This is a genomic window from Trueperella bernardiae (genome assembly GCF_030246965.1).
In the GTDB taxonomy this organism is placed as follows: domain Bacteria; phylum Actinomycetota; class Actinomycetes; order Actinomycetales; family Actinomycetaceae; genus Trueperella; species Trueperella bernardiae.
Genome location: NZ_CP127099.1, coordinates 973,497 through 989,190 on the forward strand (window position 1 = coordinate 973,497; position 15,694 = coordinate 989,190).

Annotated in this window: 14 protein-coding genes and 1 tRNA gene; 1 reads left to right on the forward strand and 14 read right to left on the reverse strand. The window is 65.8% G+C overall.

The genetic code is table 11. The annotated features are described in order from the left end of the window. Positions 1-72: 72 nt before the first annotated feature. From uvrB to polA, 5 genes are all read right to left on the reverse strand, one after another. Positions 73-2,121 (reverse strand): excinuclease ABC subunit UvrB, encoded by a 2,049-nt coding sequence (gene uvrB, locus QPC17_RS04505; protein WP_062612537.1) that lies wholly within the window; start codon positions 2,119-2,121, stop codon positions 73-75. A gap of 29 nt (positions 2,122-2,150) precedes the next feature. Then, positions 2,151-3,002, reverse strand: a complete 852-nt coding sequence (coaE, locus tag QPC17_RS04510) for a dephospho-CoA kinase (RefSeq protein WP_062612539.1) — start codon at positions 3,000-3,002, stop codon at positions 2,151-2,153. A gap of 2 nt (positions 3,003-3,004) precedes the next feature. Next, positions 3,005-3,553, reverse strand: coding sequence for a pyroglutamyl-peptidase I (locus tag QPC17_RS04515; protein WP_062612541.1), 549 nt, complete (start codon positions 3,551-3,553; stop codon positions 3,005-3,007). Positions 3,554-3,640: 87 nt separating this feature from the next. Continuing rightward, a complete protein-coding gene (rpsA, locus tag QPC17_RS04520) occupies positions 3,641-5,107 on the reverse strand; it encodes a 30S ribosomal protein S1 (protein WP_062612544.1) in 1,467 nt (488 codons plus the stop codon). Positions 5,108-5,238: 131 nt separating this feature from the next. Beyond that, positions 5,239-7,932 (reverse strand): DNA polymerase I, encoded by a 2,694-nt coding sequence (polA, locus tag QPC17_RS04525; protein ID WP_062612548.1) that lies wholly within the window; start codon positions 7,930-7,932, stop codon positions 5,239-5,241. Between the two features lie 70 nt (positions 7,933-8,002). Between polA and QPC17_RS04530 the strand changes: the two genes are divergently transcribed. Then, complete coding sequence (locus QPC17_RS04530) at positions 8,003-8,368, forward strand: PaaI family thioesterase (RefSeq protein ID WP_062612551.1); 366 nt, start codon at positions 8,003-8,005, stop codon at positions 8,366-8,368. Between the two features lies 1 nt (position 8,369). Here the strand turns inward: QPC17_RS04530 and QPC17_RS04535 are convergent, their stop codons facing one another. The 9 genes from QPC17_RS04535 to hisF all read right to left on the reverse strand — a co-directional run bounded on the left by QPC17_RS04535 (position 8,370) and on the right by hisF (position 15,662). Further along, positions 8,370-8,966 (reverse strand): ANTAR domain-containing response regulator, encoded by a 597-nt coding sequence (locus QPC17_RS04535; RefSeq protein ID WP_068538511.1) that lies wholly within the window; start codon positions 8,964-8,966, stop codon positions 8,370-8,372. Between the two features lie 120 nt (positions 8,967-9,086). Then, positions 9,087-9,168: transfer RNA gene (locus QPC17_RS04540), tRNA-Leu, on the reverse strand. 55 nt (positions 9,169-9,223) lie between these two features. Then, on the reverse strand, positions 9,224-10,651 hold the full coding sequence (gene pyk, locus QPC17_RS04545; RefSeq protein ID WP_062612553.1) for a pyruvate kinase: 1,428 nt from the start codon (positions 10,649-10,651) through the stop codon (positions 9,224-9,226). Between the two features lie 44 nt (positions 10,652-10,695). Continuing rightward, positions 10,696-11,646: a prolipoprotein diacylglyceryl transferase gene (lgt, locus tag QPC17_RS04550; RefSeq protein ID WP_062612555.1), complete on the reverse strand. Its 951-nt coding sequence runs from the start codon at positions 11,644-11,646 to the stop codon at positions 10,696-10,698. Continuing rightward, positions 11,646-12,455: a tryptophan synthase subunit alpha gene (gene trpA, locus QPC17_RS04555; protein WP_285347514.1), complete on the reverse strand. Its 810-nt coding sequence runs from the start codon at positions 12,453-12,455 to the stop codon at positions 11,646-11,648. Before trpA ends, lgt begins: the two co-directional genes overlap by 1 nt. After that, a complete protein-coding gene (gene trpB / locus QPC17_RS04560; RefSeq protein WP_062612559.1) occupies positions 12,452-13,666 on the reverse strand; it encodes a tryptophan synthase subunit beta in 1,215 nt (404 codons plus the stop codon). The genes trpA and trpB overlap by 4 nt, the downstream gene beginning before the upstream one ends. Before the next feature lie 10 nt (positions 13,667-13,676). Beyond that, positions 13,677-14,489: an indole-3-glycerol phosphate synthase TrpC gene (trpC, locus tag QPC17_RS04565; RefSeq protein ID WP_070445195.1), complete on the reverse strand. Its 813-nt coding sequence runs from the start codon at positions 14,487-14,489 to the stop codon at positions 13,677-13,679. A gap of 61 nt (positions 14,490-14,550) precedes the next feature. Next, positions 14,551-14,901 carry a phosphoribosyl-AMP cyclohydrolase gene (gene hisI, locus QPC17_RS04570; RefSeq protein WP_062612565.1) on the reverse strand — a complete coding sequence of 117 codons (351 nt, stop codon included), beginning with the start codon at positions 14,899-14,901 and terminating at the stop codon, positions 14,551-14,553. Beyond that, the gene (gene hisF, locus QPC17_RS04575) at positions 14,898-15,662 is read right to left on the reverse strand and encodes an imidazole glycerol phosphate synthase subunit HisF (protein WP_285347515.1); all 765 of its coding nucleotides are present in this window, start codon (positions 15,660-15,662) and stop codon (positions 14,898-14,900) included. Before hisF ends, hisI begins: the two co-directional genes overlap by 4 nt. Positions 15,663-15,694 lie beyond the last annotated feature (32 nt).

Genomic DNA, 15,694 nt, shown 5'->3' on the forward strand with positions numbered 1-15,694 from the left:
CTCAGTTGATCCTAGCGTACGCGGCCCGCCCGGCGAACGCTGCGCCCGCGTGGGGTGGACAACACCCGGGGCCTACGCCTTCTCGATCTGGCGCAGTTCCTTCTTCACATCCAGGATCTCGTCACGCAGCCGGGCCGCCAGCTCGAACTGCAACTGCTCAGCGGCCGCGTGCATCTGCTCGGTGAGGTCCTCAAGCAGCTGGTGGATCTCCCGCCCGTCCTTCGGCAGGCGCTCGGAGATCGAGGCCTCCTTGCGGTAGCCACCCTCGAGCAGGGTTTCGGTGTCCACGTCTTCGCGCGCGAGCATGTCGGTGACGTCCGAGATTCTCTTCCGCAGCGGCGCCGGGTCGATCCCGTGCTCGGTGTTGTAGGCGATCTGCTTTTCCCGACGCCGGTTCGTCTCGTCAATCGCCTCCTTCATGTTCGGCGTGATCGTGTCGGCATACATGTGCACCTGCCCCGACACGTTACGCGCGGCGCGCCCGATCGTCTGGATGAGCGAGGTGGTGGAGCGCAAGAATCCCTGCTTGTCGGCGTCGAGAATCGCCACGAGGGAGACCTCGGGCAGGTCGAGGCCCTCGCGCAGGAGGTTGATCCCCACAAGCACGTCGAACTTGCCCAGTCGCAGCTCGCGCAGGAGCTCGACGCGGCGCAGCGTGTCGACGTCAGAGTGGAGGTATTCGACCTTGATGCCGCGCTCGGCCATGTAGTCGGTGAGGTCCTCGGCCATCTTCTTCGTCAGCGTGGTGACGAGCACGCGCTCGTCACGCGCCGTTCGGATGCGGACCTCCTCCAGCAGGTCGTCAATCTGGCCCTTCGTGGGCTTGACGATGATTTCCGGGTCCACCAGGCCAGTGGGGCGAATAATCTGCTCCACCCAGCCATCCGACTTCTCCAGCTCGTACTTGCCGGGGGTGGCCGACAGGTAGACGGTCTGCCCGATGCGCTCCAAGAACTCATCCCACTTCAGCGGCCGGTTGTCCATCGCCGAGGGGAGCCGGAAGCCGTAATCGACCAGCGTGCGCTTGCGCGACATATCGCCCTCGTACATCGCCCCGATCTGCGGCACGGTCACATGCGATTCGTCGATGACCAGCACGAAGTCCTCCGGGAAAAAGTCCAGGAGCGTGTTTGGCGGGGTGCCCGGGCCGCGGCCGTCGATGTGGCGCGAGTAGTTCTCGATCCCCGCGCACGATCCCAGGTTGCGCATCATTTCCAGGTCGAAGGTGGTGCGCATCTCCAGGCGCTGGGCCTCGAGCAACTTGCCCTGCTCGCGCAAGACCTCCAGCCGCTCGTCGAGCTCCTCCTTGATCGAAGCCATCGCACGCTCCATGCGCTCCGGGCCCGCCACGTAATGGGAGGCGGGGAAGATGTGTGCGTGGTCGGTTTCGCGGATGACGTGGCCGGTGAGCGGGTGAAGCAGAGAGATCGAGTCGACCTCGTCGCCAAAAAACTCGATGCGCACGGCCAGCTCCTCGTAGACGGGGATGATCTCCACCGTGTCCCCACGCACGCGGAACGTGCCGCGCGTGAACGCCATGTCGTTGCGCGTGTATTGCATCTGAATGAACTGCTTGAGCAGCTGATCGCGATCTAGCTGATCGCCCACCTTCAACTGGACCATCCGGTCCACGTACTCCTGCGGGGTGCCGAGACCGTAGATGCAGGACACGGAGGCGACCACCACCACGTCCCGCCTGGTCAGCAACGAGTTCGTGGCTGAGTGGCGCAGTCGTTCCACCTCGTCGTTAATCGAGGAATCCTTCTCGATGAACGTGTCCGACTGCGGCACGTAGGCTTCGGGCTGGTAGTAGTCGTAGTAGGAGACGAAGTACTCTACCGCGTTGTTCGGCAACAGCTCGCGGAACTCCGCGGCCATCTGCGCCGCCAGGGTCTTGTTCGGCTCGAGGATGAGGGTGGGGCGCTGAATCTGTTCGATCAGCCACGCCGTGGTGGCCGACTTACCTGTTCCCGTGGCGCCGAGCAGAACCACGTCCGATTCACCATTGTTGATCCGCTCGGCCAGCTCCTTGATCGCTTGCGGCTGATCGCCCGAGGGCGTGTACTCGGAAATGACTTCAAACGGAGCATCCTGGCGGACGATATCGGTGATAGGTCGCATGCCCTCAGGGTAGCGCCTTCCTCCGACAATTAATATTGGCCACCTGACAGGTTCGCCCGTAGGTCAAGGGCGGGGTTGGCCAGACGCCACGACGAGCCCTGCCAGACCCAGCCGGCGCGCACCATCGCCTCCTCGCTGCCGGTGACTGCGAGCCCTGCCTCCGCGCGCGGGCGCACCCCGTGGTAGCGCAGGCGGTCGAGCTGCAGGCCGACGTCGTCGTTGACGGCGAGCGCCGGGTCCCACGGCCGCGCCGGGCTCCAGGTGCCCGAGCGTAGATTCTCGGCAAAAGGTAGCACCCAGCCCTCCCACGCGGCCATAGCAGCTGACTCCAGGCTCGCCTCGTCGGATTCGTTGACGATGACGAGGTCGCTGATGTCGGCCCGCTCCTCGTCGCTGGACTGAGCGGCGATGCGGGCGCGGGCGTCGGCCTCGGACATGCCGCGGGTGAGCAGCAGGCGCTCGGCGCGCACCTCCGGCGCCGCCGCGATGGAGACGTTGGCAACCATCTCGAACTCACGGCCGTAGCCAGCGAGCAACGGGATATCATAGACGATCACTCCGTCCGGATCTTCACGACGAGCCCCCGCGATCTGCTCGTCCACGCTCGCCCAGATCGCGGGGTGCGTGATGTCGTCAAGGGCCTGGCGTTCGGCCGGGTCGGCGAAGACGATGTCGGCCAGGGCCTGCCGGTTGAGCGCGCCGCCATCCAGCACGCGCTCCCCCCAACGATCGGCGATCTGCGCGAGCGCCGGGCTGCCCGGTTCGAGGATGGCGCGCGCCGTGCGGTCGGCGTCGATGACGCGCGCTCCAAGCCCCGCCCAGATGGTAGCCACGTGCGACTTGCCCGACCCGATCCCGCCGGTGAGCGCAAGCGTCAGCATGGTTATTCCCCCGCGATCTCGAGCAGTAAGTCCACCAAGGCCGCACCGTCGTCAAGGGAGAAGTGCTCCTGCGGTGGCAGGTGGAGGAAGCCAGCGCGGGCCGAATTCTGGATCGCCGTGAACATCACCGTGTTGCACACGTACAGCCCCGCGCTGCGCGACTCCTCAAGCGGGAAGCCGGCTTCGCGGGCCCGGGTGATCATCTCCTTGAACGGCAGCGTAGTCTCCAGCGCGAGCGGAGCGCCGGCGTCGACCTCCTCCCCCGTAGCGATAAAGCCGGAGTTATCAGCAACCCGGGCATCCCGACGGTTCATCGCGAAGCGTTCGATCGTGGGAACCGTGCGGTCGGCCGCGAGGCCAAGGGCAATGTGGACGTCGAAAGCGCCGAGCTCGGCCACGCGGGCGCGGGCGGCACCGTACTCAACCGGCAGGATCTCGACCGTCAGCTCGTCCGCGCGCTGCCACTCCTCCCGCACGAGCCGCGCCACGTGCTCAGTGGGATTGAAGGAATTCGTGTGAAATGGCCCGAAGGCGGTGAGCAAGATTCGCATGCACCCAGCTTACGTGCCGCGCAAACAAAAACTGGGGAGCACCCCACGGTGCTCCCCAGCCAGTTGCTCTAGCTTGTCAGCTGATGCTTAGTTGCCCGTCAGCTTCTCGCGCAGAGCGGCGAGCGCCTCATCGGACGCAAGCGTGCCAGCGGAGTCGTTACCGGACGAGAACGAAGTCGGAGCGGCCTCGGCCGGAGCGGAAGAATCGCCCGCGGCAGCGGCCTCGGCGTCGGCCTCCATGTGAGCCATGACCTGCTTCTTGTGAGCAATCCAGCGCTCCTCGGCCTTCGCGTACTCGGCCTCCCAGGCAGCCTGGTTCTCCTCGTAGCCCTCGAGCCACTCGTTCGCCTCGGGGTCGAAGCCCTCCGGGTACTTGTAGTTGCCCTCCTCGTCGTACTCGGCAGTCATGCCGTACAGCGACGGATCGAAGTCCTCCGAGTGCGGGTCCACGCCCTCGTTCGCCTGCTTGAGCGACAGGGAGATGCGACGACGCTCAAGATCGATGTCGATGACCTTGACGAAGACCTCGTCGCCCACCTTGGCAACCTGCTCCGGCAGGTCGATGTGGCGCTGCGCCAGCTCCGAAATGTGAACCAGGCCCTCGATGCCGTCCTCCACGCGAACGAACGCACCGAACGGGACCAGCTTGGTCACGCGGCCAGGAACAACCTGACCGATGTGGTGGGTGCGGGCGAAGGTCTGCCACGGATCTTCCTGGGTGGCCTTGAGCGACAGGGAGACGCGCTCGCGGTCCATGTCCACATCCAGCACCTCGACCGTGACCGGGGTGCCGACCTCGACAACCTCGGACGGGTGGTCGATGTGCTTCCAGGACAGCTCGGAGACGTGCACGAGGCCGTCCACGCCGCCCAGGTCAACGAACGCACCGAAGTTAACGATCGAGGACACGACGCCCTCACGAACCTGGCCCTTCTGCAGGGTGTCGAGGAAGTGCGCGCGGATCTCGGACTGGCTCTGCTCCAGCCAGGAGCGGCGGGAAAGAACAACGTTGTTGCGGTTCTTGTCCAGCTCAATGATCTTCGCCTGGAGCTCACGGCCGATGTAGGGCTGCAGGTCGCGCACGCGACGCATCTCCACGAGCGAGGCCGGGAGGAAGCCGCGCAGGCCGATGTCGAGGATGAGGCCGCCCTTGACGACCTCGATGACCGTGCCGGTCACGACGCCGTCGGCTTCCTTGATCTCCTCGATCTTGTCCCACGCACGCTCGTACTGCGCACGCTTCTTCGACAGGAGAAGACGACCCTCCTTGTCCTCCTTCTGGAGAACGAGAGCCTCGATCTGGTCACCAACTTCGACAACATCATCGGGATCGATGTCGTGCTTGATGGAAAGTTCCTTGGAGGGGATAACACCCTCGGTCTTGTAGCCGATGTCGAGCAGGACCTCATCCCGATCGACCTTGACTACGGTTCCTTCAACGATGTCGCCATCGTTGAAGTACTTGATGGTTTCGTCGACAGCGGCGATGAGATCTTCTTCGGTGCCGATGTCGTTGATTGCGACCTCAGTGGAGGTCTGGTTGTTAGTTGTCATAGAGTTGGTGACTCCGGATTATATGATTGTTACGGACATGGTGCCGGGCGGCACCACCTGCCAAGTTTACGGGGAAAAACCGCCGTGATTCAAGCGGACTTGCGGGCCTAAATGCCGAATTGACCACAGCGTCAGTGGGCCGCGTCGCGCCAGTTGCGCCCCACCCCCACGCTCACCGACAGCGGCACCGAGAGCTCCGCCGCCTTCGCCATCTCCTCGCGCACGATCTGCTCCACCTGCTCGGCCTCGGAGGCCTTGACCTCGAGCACGAGTTCGTCATGTACCTGGAGCAAGACGCGCGAGGCCAGGCCCGCGCTTGCGAGCGCCTCGTGGACGGCGACCATCGCGAACTTGATGATGTCCGCCGCCGACCCCTGGATGGGGGCGTTCAGTGCCATGCGTTCGGCCGCCTCGCGCACCTGCCGGTTAGGGTTGTCCAGCCCCGGCAGGTAACGACGCCGCCCCCAGATCGTGGACGTGTAGCCGTCCTTGCGCGCCTGGGAGACGACGGCGGTGAGGTACTGGCGCACCTTGCCAAATCGGGCGTCGTAATCCTTCATGAGCGCCTCGGCCTCTGGCACGGTGATGTGGAGCTGCTGGGAGAGCCCGTAGGAGGACAGGCCGTAGGCGAGCCCGTAGCTCATCGCCTTGATCTTCGAGCGCTGCTCGCCCGTGACCGACTCCTGCGGCACGCCGAACACGCGCGAGGCCACGAAGCTGTGCAGGTCCGTGCCCTGGCGGAAGGCGTCGATGAGGTCCGCGTCCCCCGACAGGTGCGCCATGAGGCGCATCTCGATCTGGGAATAATCGGCCGTCATCACGTAGTCATAGCCCTCACCCGGCACGAAGACGCCGCGGATCTGGCGGCCCTCCTCCGTGCGGGCGTGGATGTTCTGCAAGTTCGGATCCGTGGAGGACAGTCGGCCGGTGGCCGCCACGGTCTGTTGGTAGGTGGTGTGGATCCGGCCCGACATCACAGAGCGCTGCAGGCCCTCCACCGATTGGCGCAGCTTGAGCGCATCCCGGTGCTCGAGCAGGCCGGCCAGGAACTCCTGGGCGGACAGCGCCACGTCATCCTCCCGGTGGGCGATCTTCGCCAGGAGCTCAGCCAGCGCGTCCGCGTTCGTGGTATAGCCAGACTTCGTCTTCTTCGTCACCGGCAGCTTCATGCGCTCAAAGAGCACCTCTTGCAGTTGCTTGGGGCTGGAGAGGTTGACCGAGTCATCGCCGATGGCCTCATGCGCCTTGCGGGCTGCGTCCTCCACGCGCGTGTTGAAGGCGTGGTAGAGCGATTCAAGCAGGTCCTCATCCACCGCTATGCCCACGCTCTCCATCTCGAACAACACCTTGGCCACCGACAGCTCCAGCGCCATGAGCGCGCCCTCCGGATCTGCCTTACGCAGGTCCTGATCGAAGGCGTCGCGCAGATCGAGCAGCACGCCCGCGCGCTGGGCCGTGGCTGAGTGGACAATCGCGCCATCCGCACCGATACCCAGCGTGTCATCTTCAGCCGCGGCGATATCCACGGCCAGGTAACGCTGGGCGAGGTCGGTCAAGTCATACGCACGCTGGTCCGGGTGGAGCAGGTAGGCGCCGATCTCCGTATCCCCGACAACGCCGGCCAGGCTCACCCCCACGCCCTTCCACGCGTGGGCCAGGCCCTTCGTGCCGTGCCCCACCTTGGGCTGATCCGCGTCCTCAAGGAAGGCCACGAGCGCCTCCTCGTCCGCCGCGTCGAGCCCGGCCCGGTCCCCGTAGTACACGTGGTGATCGGCAGAGGCCACCGCGTAGCCTGCCACATCGCCCCGCATGGGGCGCCGGTCCCCGTCAATCTCAATACCCCACGGGCCCTCGTGCCCGGCCAAAAACTCTTCAAACGGCACGCTGCCCGCCGCGACCAGCGTGGCCTCCACCGCAGGCTCGGACGCCACCGCTTCCTCCCCGCCGCGCATCGGCAGCTCGCGCAACACCCGCTCGCGCAGGCGCGTGAAGTCAAGCGTGTCGAACAGTTCGTGCATCTCCTCGCGAGCAACGCCCACCGGGCGCAACTCGTCAAAGTCCTCCACAATCGGCAGGTCCCGCACCAGGGTGTTGAGCGCGCGGTTACGGCGCACCATCTCCACGTTCTCCCGCAGGTTCGCCCCCGTCTTGCCACCGATCTCATCGGCGTGCTCGAGCAGGTTCTCCAGGCCCCCGTAGTGGTTGAGCCACTTCGCCGCAGTCTTCGCACCCCACAGCGGCACGCCCGGGATGTTATCGGCTCCCTCCCCCACCAGCGCCGCCAGATCCGAATACAGCTCCGGCTTCACGCCCGCCTTCGCCTCGATCCCCGCCGGATCGAGCACCGCCATCTGCGAGCGTGGCATCGGGTAGACCAGCGTGATCGCGTCATCCACCAGCTGGTACGTATCCTTATCACCGGAGGAGATAAAGACCTTCATCCCCCGCTCTTCGCCGCGCGTGGCCAGGGTTGCCACGATGTCATCGGCCTCGAAGTCCTCCACCGTCAGCCACGCCACGCCCAGCACGTCCAGCACCTGCTGGATCACCGAGATCTGGCCCTTGAACTCCTGCGGGGTCTCGGCACGCCCGCCCTTGTACTCCGCGTACTGGCGCGTGCGGAACGTACCGCCCGGCAGGTCAAAAGCCACCGCCACGTGCGTGGGCTGGTAGTCACCAACCAGCTTGAGCAAGGTGGAAGTAAAGCCGTGCACGGCGTTCGTGTACTGGCCCTGCGCCGTCAAAAAGGAATCGGCGGGCAGCGCGAAGAACGAGCGGAATGCCAGCGAGTGGCCATCGAGCAGAAGCAGAGTTTCTTGATTCACGCCACCAGCCTATCGCGGACCACCGACAAACATGACGGTTCACCCTGCGCGCCCTTGCTACGCTGGCACCATGACCACACTCGACAAGACCCTCGCCATCACAGTCGAGGCCCACACAGCCGATATCTGCACCGTCTCCATGCCCACCGCCCACGCTCACCAGCCCTACGGCGTCGTGCACGGGGGCATCAACGGGGTGCTGGTCGAGCACGCTGGATCACTCCTCGCGCTCACGAACGCCCCCGAAGGCAAGATCGCGGTGGGCACCGAGCTGTCCGTCTCGCACGTGGCGCCCAACGCCACCGCCCTGGTGCGTGCCACGGCGCGCGTCCTCAAAGTAACGCGCTCGTCCGTCATCACCTCGGTGATCGTCTCGGACGAGCGCGGGGAGATGACCGCCGCCGGGCGGCTCACTTGCGTGTTTATCAGCGCCTAGGCTACTTCTGGCCCACCTGCTCGACGACGGCGTCCGCAACCTCGCGCATGGTCAGGCGCCGATCCATCGACGTCTTCTGGATCCACCTAAACGCCTCCGGCTCCGTCAGGCCCATCTTCTCCTGGAGCAGGCCCTTGGCCTGGTCCACGCGCTTGCGGGTCTCAAACTTATCCGTCAGCGAGGACACCTCGCTCTCCAGCGAGGCGATCTCCTGCGAACGCGAGAGCGCGATCTCGACCGCCGGGATGAGGTGTTCCGGGGTGAAGGGCTTGACCACGTAGGCCATCGCACCCGCGTCGCGCGCCCGCTCCACAAGCTCGCGCTGGGAGAATGCCGTGAGCATGACGATCGCAATCTGCTGCTCGGACAGGATCTTCTCCGCCGCAGTCAGTCCGTCCATGCCGGGCATCTTCACGTCCATGACGATGAGGTCCGGGTTGTACTCGGCTGCTAGCTCAACAGCCTCATCCCCCGAGGCACCCTCGGCCACCACCGTGTAGCCGGCATCCTGCAGGGTCTCTACAATGTCCAGGCGAATGAGGGTCTCATCTTCAACCACGAGCACCCGCACAGTTGCAGGATCCGTGTCCGCCTCAATCTTCTCCACCCGGCGCCCGGCTACTTCCTCATTCACGACTTCCTCCGATCTCTTCCCGCTCGCCGCGGCTCACACCAATCTTACAAAGTGGCAGGCGACGGCGCGTGCATTTACCCTAAGTGCTCCCGGCGGGACTCGAACCCGCATGCCTTTCGGCGCTGCATTTTGAGTGCAGTGTGTCTGCCAATTCCACCACAGGAGCGTGCGACCTCACCTTACAGCAAGGCCGCTTCATCCCCGCAAAATGCGGAGATTCGTCACATCGCCGAGGCGAAGGTCTCCCCCATCTTGTGCACCCGGATCGTGTTCGTGGAGCCCACCTTGCCGGCGGGCATGCCCGACACGACGACGACCCGGTCCCCGTCCACCGCGTAGCCGCGGTCGCGCAGGGCGTGGTCGACCTGCTCGATCATGTGGTCGGTGTCCTCCACCTCGGGCACGATGATCGTCTGGGTTCCCCACGTGAGCGCCAGCTGCTGGCGGATGTCATTGTTCGGGGTGAAGACCAGCAGCGGGATGCGGGCGCGCAGGCGGGCCATGCGCCGCGCTGTCTGGCCCGAAGAGGTAAATACCGCCAGGTACTTCACGCCAAGCGCCTCGCCGATGTCCATCGCCGATCGGGTGATGACGCCGTTGCGGGTGCGGTGAAGGTTGCCGATCGTAGGGATCGACTCCAGCCCGTGCTCTTCGGTGTACTGGATGATGGAGGCCATCGTCTGCACGCACACAATCGGGTACTTGCCCACCGAGGTCTCGCCCGAGAGCATGACCGCGTCCGCGCCGTCGAGGATCGCGTTCGCGCAGTCCGAGGTCTCGGCGCGCGTGGGCGTGGGGGCGGTGATCATCGACTCGAGCACCTGGGTGGCCACGATCACCGGCTTGGCGTTGCGGCGCGCGATGTTGATGGCGCGCTTTTGCACGATCGGCACCTGCTGGAGCGGGAGCTCCACGCCCAGGTCGCCACGAGCGACCATGATGCCGTCAAACGCGGTGACGATCTCCTCTAGAGCGGTGACCGCCTGCGGCTTTTCGATCTTCGCAATGACCGGGATGCGGCGGCCGACCATGTCCATGACCTGGTGGACGTCCTTCACGTCCTCCGCCGAGCGCACGAAGGACAGCGCGCAGATGTCCGCGCCGTAATTCAGCGCCCACTCCAGGTCCACCTTGTCCTTCTCCGACAACGCGGGGACGGACACGGCCACACCGGGGAGGTTGACGCCCTTGTTGTTCGACACGGTTCCGCCGATAACCACCTCGGTGGTGACCTCCGGGCCATCCACCGACACGACTCGCACCTGGACTTTGCCGTCGTCGATCAGAATGAGATCGCCCGGGCTGCAGTCACCCGGCAGGCCCTTGAACGTGGTGGAGACCAGGTCCTTATCACCCGGCACGTCCTCCGTGGTGATCGTGAAAATATCGCCCTGCTCGAGGAGGACGGGACCCGATTCGAACGTGCCGAGGCGGATCTTCGGACCCTGCAGGTCAACGAGGATCGCAACAGCCGCCCCGAGTTCGTCCGCCGCCTCGCGCACCATGTCGATTCGCTGCTCGTGCTCGGCGTGCGTGCCGTGAGAGGCGTTAATGCGGGCGACGTTCATGCCCGCCTTGACGAGTTCGACTATTCGCTCTTTGGTGTCGGTGGCTGGACCTAACGTACAAACAATTTTTGCTCTGCGCATGGCCTCCATCCTACCCGATTAAGCTCGCCTTCGAAGAGCCGAGGCTAGTCGTGTTCGGCGGGCGAGGTGGATGCGGGTCCGACGACGCCGTCCGCCCCGGTCTCCTCGGACGCGGGCTCGCTGCCTTCCGCCTCCTCGCCGGCGGACTCCACCTGTTCGGGCGCGCGGCCGGGCAAATGGATATCGCCCAGCTCGGGCCGGGTACGGTGGAGCTTGGTGAGCACGAGGAAGCCAAGGATGGCGGCCGCGAGCACGATGAGCGACGTCCACACGTTCAGCCGCAGGCCCGCAACGATCTGAGCCGTGTCGATCCGCATGTTCTCGATCCACATCCGGCCGAGCACGTAGAGGATGACATACATGAGGGTGGTCTGCCCGCCCTTGAAGCGGAACTTCTTCTCCAGGGCGATAAGGATCCCCGCCATCGCCACGCACCAAATCGCCTCGTAGAGGAAGGTGGGATGGAAGAGCGTTCCCGAGGTGTAGCCGGCGGGCAGGTGGGCGTCGTCGATACGCAGGCCCCACGGCAACTCGGTGGGCCCGCCGAAGAGCTCCTGGTTGAAATAGTTGCCGAACCGGCCAATCGCCTGGGCGATGAGCACGCCAGGGGCCACGGCGTCGGCGAACGGAGCAAAGCGCAGGCCGCGCCGATGGAGCGCGATGAAGCCGCCGATCGCGCCCGCGGCGATGCCACCCCAGATGCCGAGCCCGCCCTCCCAGACGCGCAGGGCCTTGAGCAGGTCGCCGTTAGGGCCGAAGTACGGATCGGGGGTGGTGATGACGTGGTAGATGCGCGCGCCCACGATGCCAAAGAGCACCATCCACACGGCCACGTCGATCGAGACCTCCTCCGGGCCGCCCCAGCGCACATAGCGCCGGTCGGCCAGTTTCCAGGCGACGATGATGCCCGTGAGGATGGCGAGGGCGTAGAAGTGGATGGTCAGCGGCCCGAGCGGGATCGCGCTGATCGACGGTGAGGGGATGGCAGTCAGCACTAGCGGCTCCTGGGGGTGTGGGCTCCGGCGGCGATGTCCGCCGTGATGGCCGAGACGGCGCGCAGACTCGCCGCGCGGTCGCCGTCGTTATCGATGAGGGCACGGATGATAGCCGAACCGACGATGACGCCGTCGGCGAACTGGGCCACCTCCACGGCCTGGTCGTGGGTGGAGACCCCGATACCGACGCAGACGTTCTTCGCGCCCGCGGCACGCGTGCGCGCGACCAGCGACTTCGTGTCGGAGGACAGGGTTGCGCGCGGGCCCGTGACGCCCATGCGCGAGGCAGCGTAGACGAAACCGCGCGCGGCTTCGGCGTTGACCCGCAGCCGTTGGTCGGTGCACGAGGGTGCCACGAGGAAGATGCGCTCGAGGTCGTATTTATCGGAGGCCTCGATCCACTCCCCGCACTCCTCGACGATGATGTCGGGGATGATCATGCCGGCGCCGCCGGCGTTGGCCAGGTCGCGCGCGAAGTTGTCCACGCCGTAGTGGAAGACGGGGTTGTAGTAGGACATGACGACGGCCGCCGCGCCCGCGTCCGCCACGGTCTCGACCATCTTGAACACATCCGCGCGCTTGAGGCCGCGCTCGAGCGCCTTCGTACCCGACTCCTGGATGATCGGCCCGTCCATCGTGGGATCGGAGTATGGGAAGCCGACCTCGATGATGTCAGCGCCGGCGTCGACAACGGCGCGCGCGACGTCGAGCGAAAAATCCACGTCTGGGTATCCCGCCGACAGGTAGGCCACGAACGCGGCGTGGCCAGCCTCGCGCGCCTGCTCAATCTTTTGTGCCGAGTACATCATTCGTTCTCCTTGGCCAGGTCAAAGTACGTCATCGCCGTTTCCATGTCCTTATCCCCGCGCCCCGAGAGCGAGACGGCGATCGTGATCTTCTCACCCTTCTCGGCCGCCTCCTTGCCGAGCTTCATCGCAACCGCGAGCCCGTGGGCGGATTCGATGGCGGGGATGATGCCCTCGGTGCGGGCCAGACCACGGAAGGCATCCATCGCCTCGGCGTCGTTGATGGGCCAGTACTCGGCGCGGCCGGTCTGGGCGAGCCAGGCGTGTTCGGGGCCCACCCCTGGGTAGTCAAGGCCCGCCGAGATCGAGGTGGAATCGATCGTCTGCCCGTCCTCATCCTGAAGCACGTACGTCTTCGAGCCGTGCAGCACGCCTACGTCGCCCTGCGTGATGGAGGCCGCGTGGCGCCCGGTCGCCATGCCCTCGCCCCCGGCCTCGCCGCCGATAATGCGGACCGTGGGGTCGTCAAGAAAGGCGTTGAACATGCCAATCGCGTTTGACCCGCCGCCGATGCAGGCGACGACGGCGTCCGGCAGCTCACCCGTGAGCTCCAGGATCTGGGCGCGGGCCTCCTCGCCGATGATCTTCTGCAGGTCGCGCACGAGCGTGGGGAACGGGTGCGGGCCGGCGGCGGTTCCGAAGATGTAGTTGGTCGAATCGATGTTCGTCACCCAGTCGCGGAAGGCCTCGTTGATCGCATCTCGGAGAGTGCGCGAGCCGTTGTCGACAGCCACGACCTTCGCCCCCAACAGTTCCATGCGGGCCACGTTGAGGGACTGGCGGCGGGCGTCCTTGGCCCCCATGTAAATCGTGCACTCGAGGTCGAGCAGCGCGGCCGCAGTCGCGGTGGCCACCCCGTGCTGGCCGGCGCCCGTCTCCGCGATCACGCGCTTCTTGCCAAGCGCGCGGGTGAGGAGGGCCTGGCCGAGCACGTTGTTAATCTTGTGGCTACCCGTGTGGTTCAAGTCCTCGCGCTTCAAGATAATGCGCGCGCCGCCGCAGTATTGGGCACCGAAGCGCGGGGCCTCGGTGATGATTGACGGCCTGCCCGAGTAGGTGCGGTGCAGGTGGTCGAGCTCGGCGATGAAGTCCGGGTCCACCTTGAGGGCGAGCCAGGCCTGCTCGAGCTCGGTCAGCGCCTTCACCAGCGCCTCGGGGATGTAACGGCCCCCGAATTCGTCAAAGTAGGGTCCCTGTACCTCAGCTAGTCGCATTGTTCACCTCTTAAATCGAAAAAAGAGAGGGGTGCTGGCCGGCGGCCACCATGTCCCGTACCGTCCGCAGCGGGTGCCCGTTGGTCACGAGTACCTCGCCCATCAACACCGCGTCGGCGCCCGAGCGGGCGTAGTTCAGCATGTCCTGAGCGGAGGCCACCCCGGATTCGGCCACGCGGATCACCGAATCGGGCACCACGTCGACCACCTCGTCGAACGTTCGCATGTTGACCTCGAGCGTCTTCAAGTTCCGGGCGTTGATGCCGATCACCTGCGCCCCGGCGTCGAGCGCGCGCAGGGCCTCGGTGCGGCTATGGGCCTCGACGAGCGCCGTCATGCCCAGGGAGTGCACGCGCTCGATGAGCGAGGTCAGCACCGTGTCCTCGAGGGCCGCGACGATGATGAGCGCCAGGTCGGCCCCGTGCGCGCGGGCCTCCCACACCTGGTAGGGCGTGACAATGAAGTCTTTGCGCAGCACCGGGATCTCCACCCGGGCTCGCACGGCGTCCAGATCCGCGAGCGTCCCGTTGAATCGCCGTTCCTCGGTCAGCACCGAGATCACGGCCGCGCCGCCCTCCTCGTACAGGCCGGCAAGATAGGCCGGGTCCGGGATGTCGGCCAGTTCTCCCTTTGACGGCGACTTGCGTTTGACCTCCGCGATGACCTGCACGGAGCGGTGATCGTGGGGCTTGAGGGCAGAGATGGCGTTGCGCGCGCTTGGCATCTTCGCCGCGCGCTCCTTCAGCTCGTCCAGGCTGACGGCGGCCTCGCGCCTGGCGAGGTCGATGCGCACGCCAGCAATGATGTCATCGAGCACTGTCATGGTTCGTCCTTCCCCTTGACTTCACTCTACCGGCGCTCACGCCGTGTACGAAAAGGGAGTCTCACAGCCCCTCGATGTGGTCGGGGATGGCAACCGGCAGCTCTCCCCCGGCCAGGAAGCACGTGCGCTCCCCCGTGTGGCAGGCTGCACCACGCTGGTGCACGCGCACCAGCAGCGTGTCGCCGTCGCAATCCACGGCCACCGATTTGACCAGCTGGATCGCGCCCGACGTGTCGCCCTTACGCCAGTATTCCTGGCGGGAGCGCGACCAAAACCAGACCCGCCCGGTGATGAGCGTGCGCTCGAGGGCCAGGTCGTTCATGTAGCCGAGCATGAGGACCTCGCCCGTGGCCTCTTCCTGGATGATGGCCGGGACCAGGCCCTGACCGTCGAACTTCACGCGTTCGATCACAGGCGCACCTCGATGCCTGCGGCGTCCAGGGCCTCCTTGACCTCGCGGACGGTGAGCGCGCCGAAGTGGAAGACGGATGCGGCCAGGACGGCGTCGGCGCCCGCCTGCGCGGCCTCTACGAAGTGCTGCGCGGTTCCCGCCCCGCCCGAGGCGATGAGCGGGACAGCGACAGCGGCGCGCACCTTCTCAATCAGATCCAGGTCGAAACCGTCGGTGGTGCCGTCCGCGTCCATCGAGTTGAGCAGGATCTCCCCCGCGCCGAGCTCGGCCGTGCGCATGGCCCACTCCACGGCGTCCACCCCGGCGCTGCGCGTGCCACCGTGCGTGGTGACCTCGAAGCCGGAGGGCATGCCGGCGGCCCGCCGCGCGTCGACCGACAAGGTGATGACCTGGTTGCCGAACTGGCTGGCGACCTCTGTCAGCAGCTCGGGGCGGGCGAGCGCGGCGGTGTTGATCCCCACCTTGTCCGCGCCGGCCTCGAGCAGCGCGCGCACGTCCTCCACGGACCGGACGCCCCCGCCTACCGTCAGCGGCACGAACACGTCGGCGGCCGTCTTCTTCACGACGTCGATCATGGTCCCACGCTCTTCGACCGACGCCGAGACATCGAGGAAGGTGACCTCGTCGGCGCCCATCTGGCTGTACCGGCTCGCGAGCTCCACCGGGTCCCCGGCGTCCTTCAGGTTTTCAAAATTCACGCCCTTGACCACTCGCCCGTGCGAGACGTCCAGGCACGGAATGACCCTGATTGCAACCCCCATGCCACTCCTTTCGTTGCCGTCTATCGTAACGC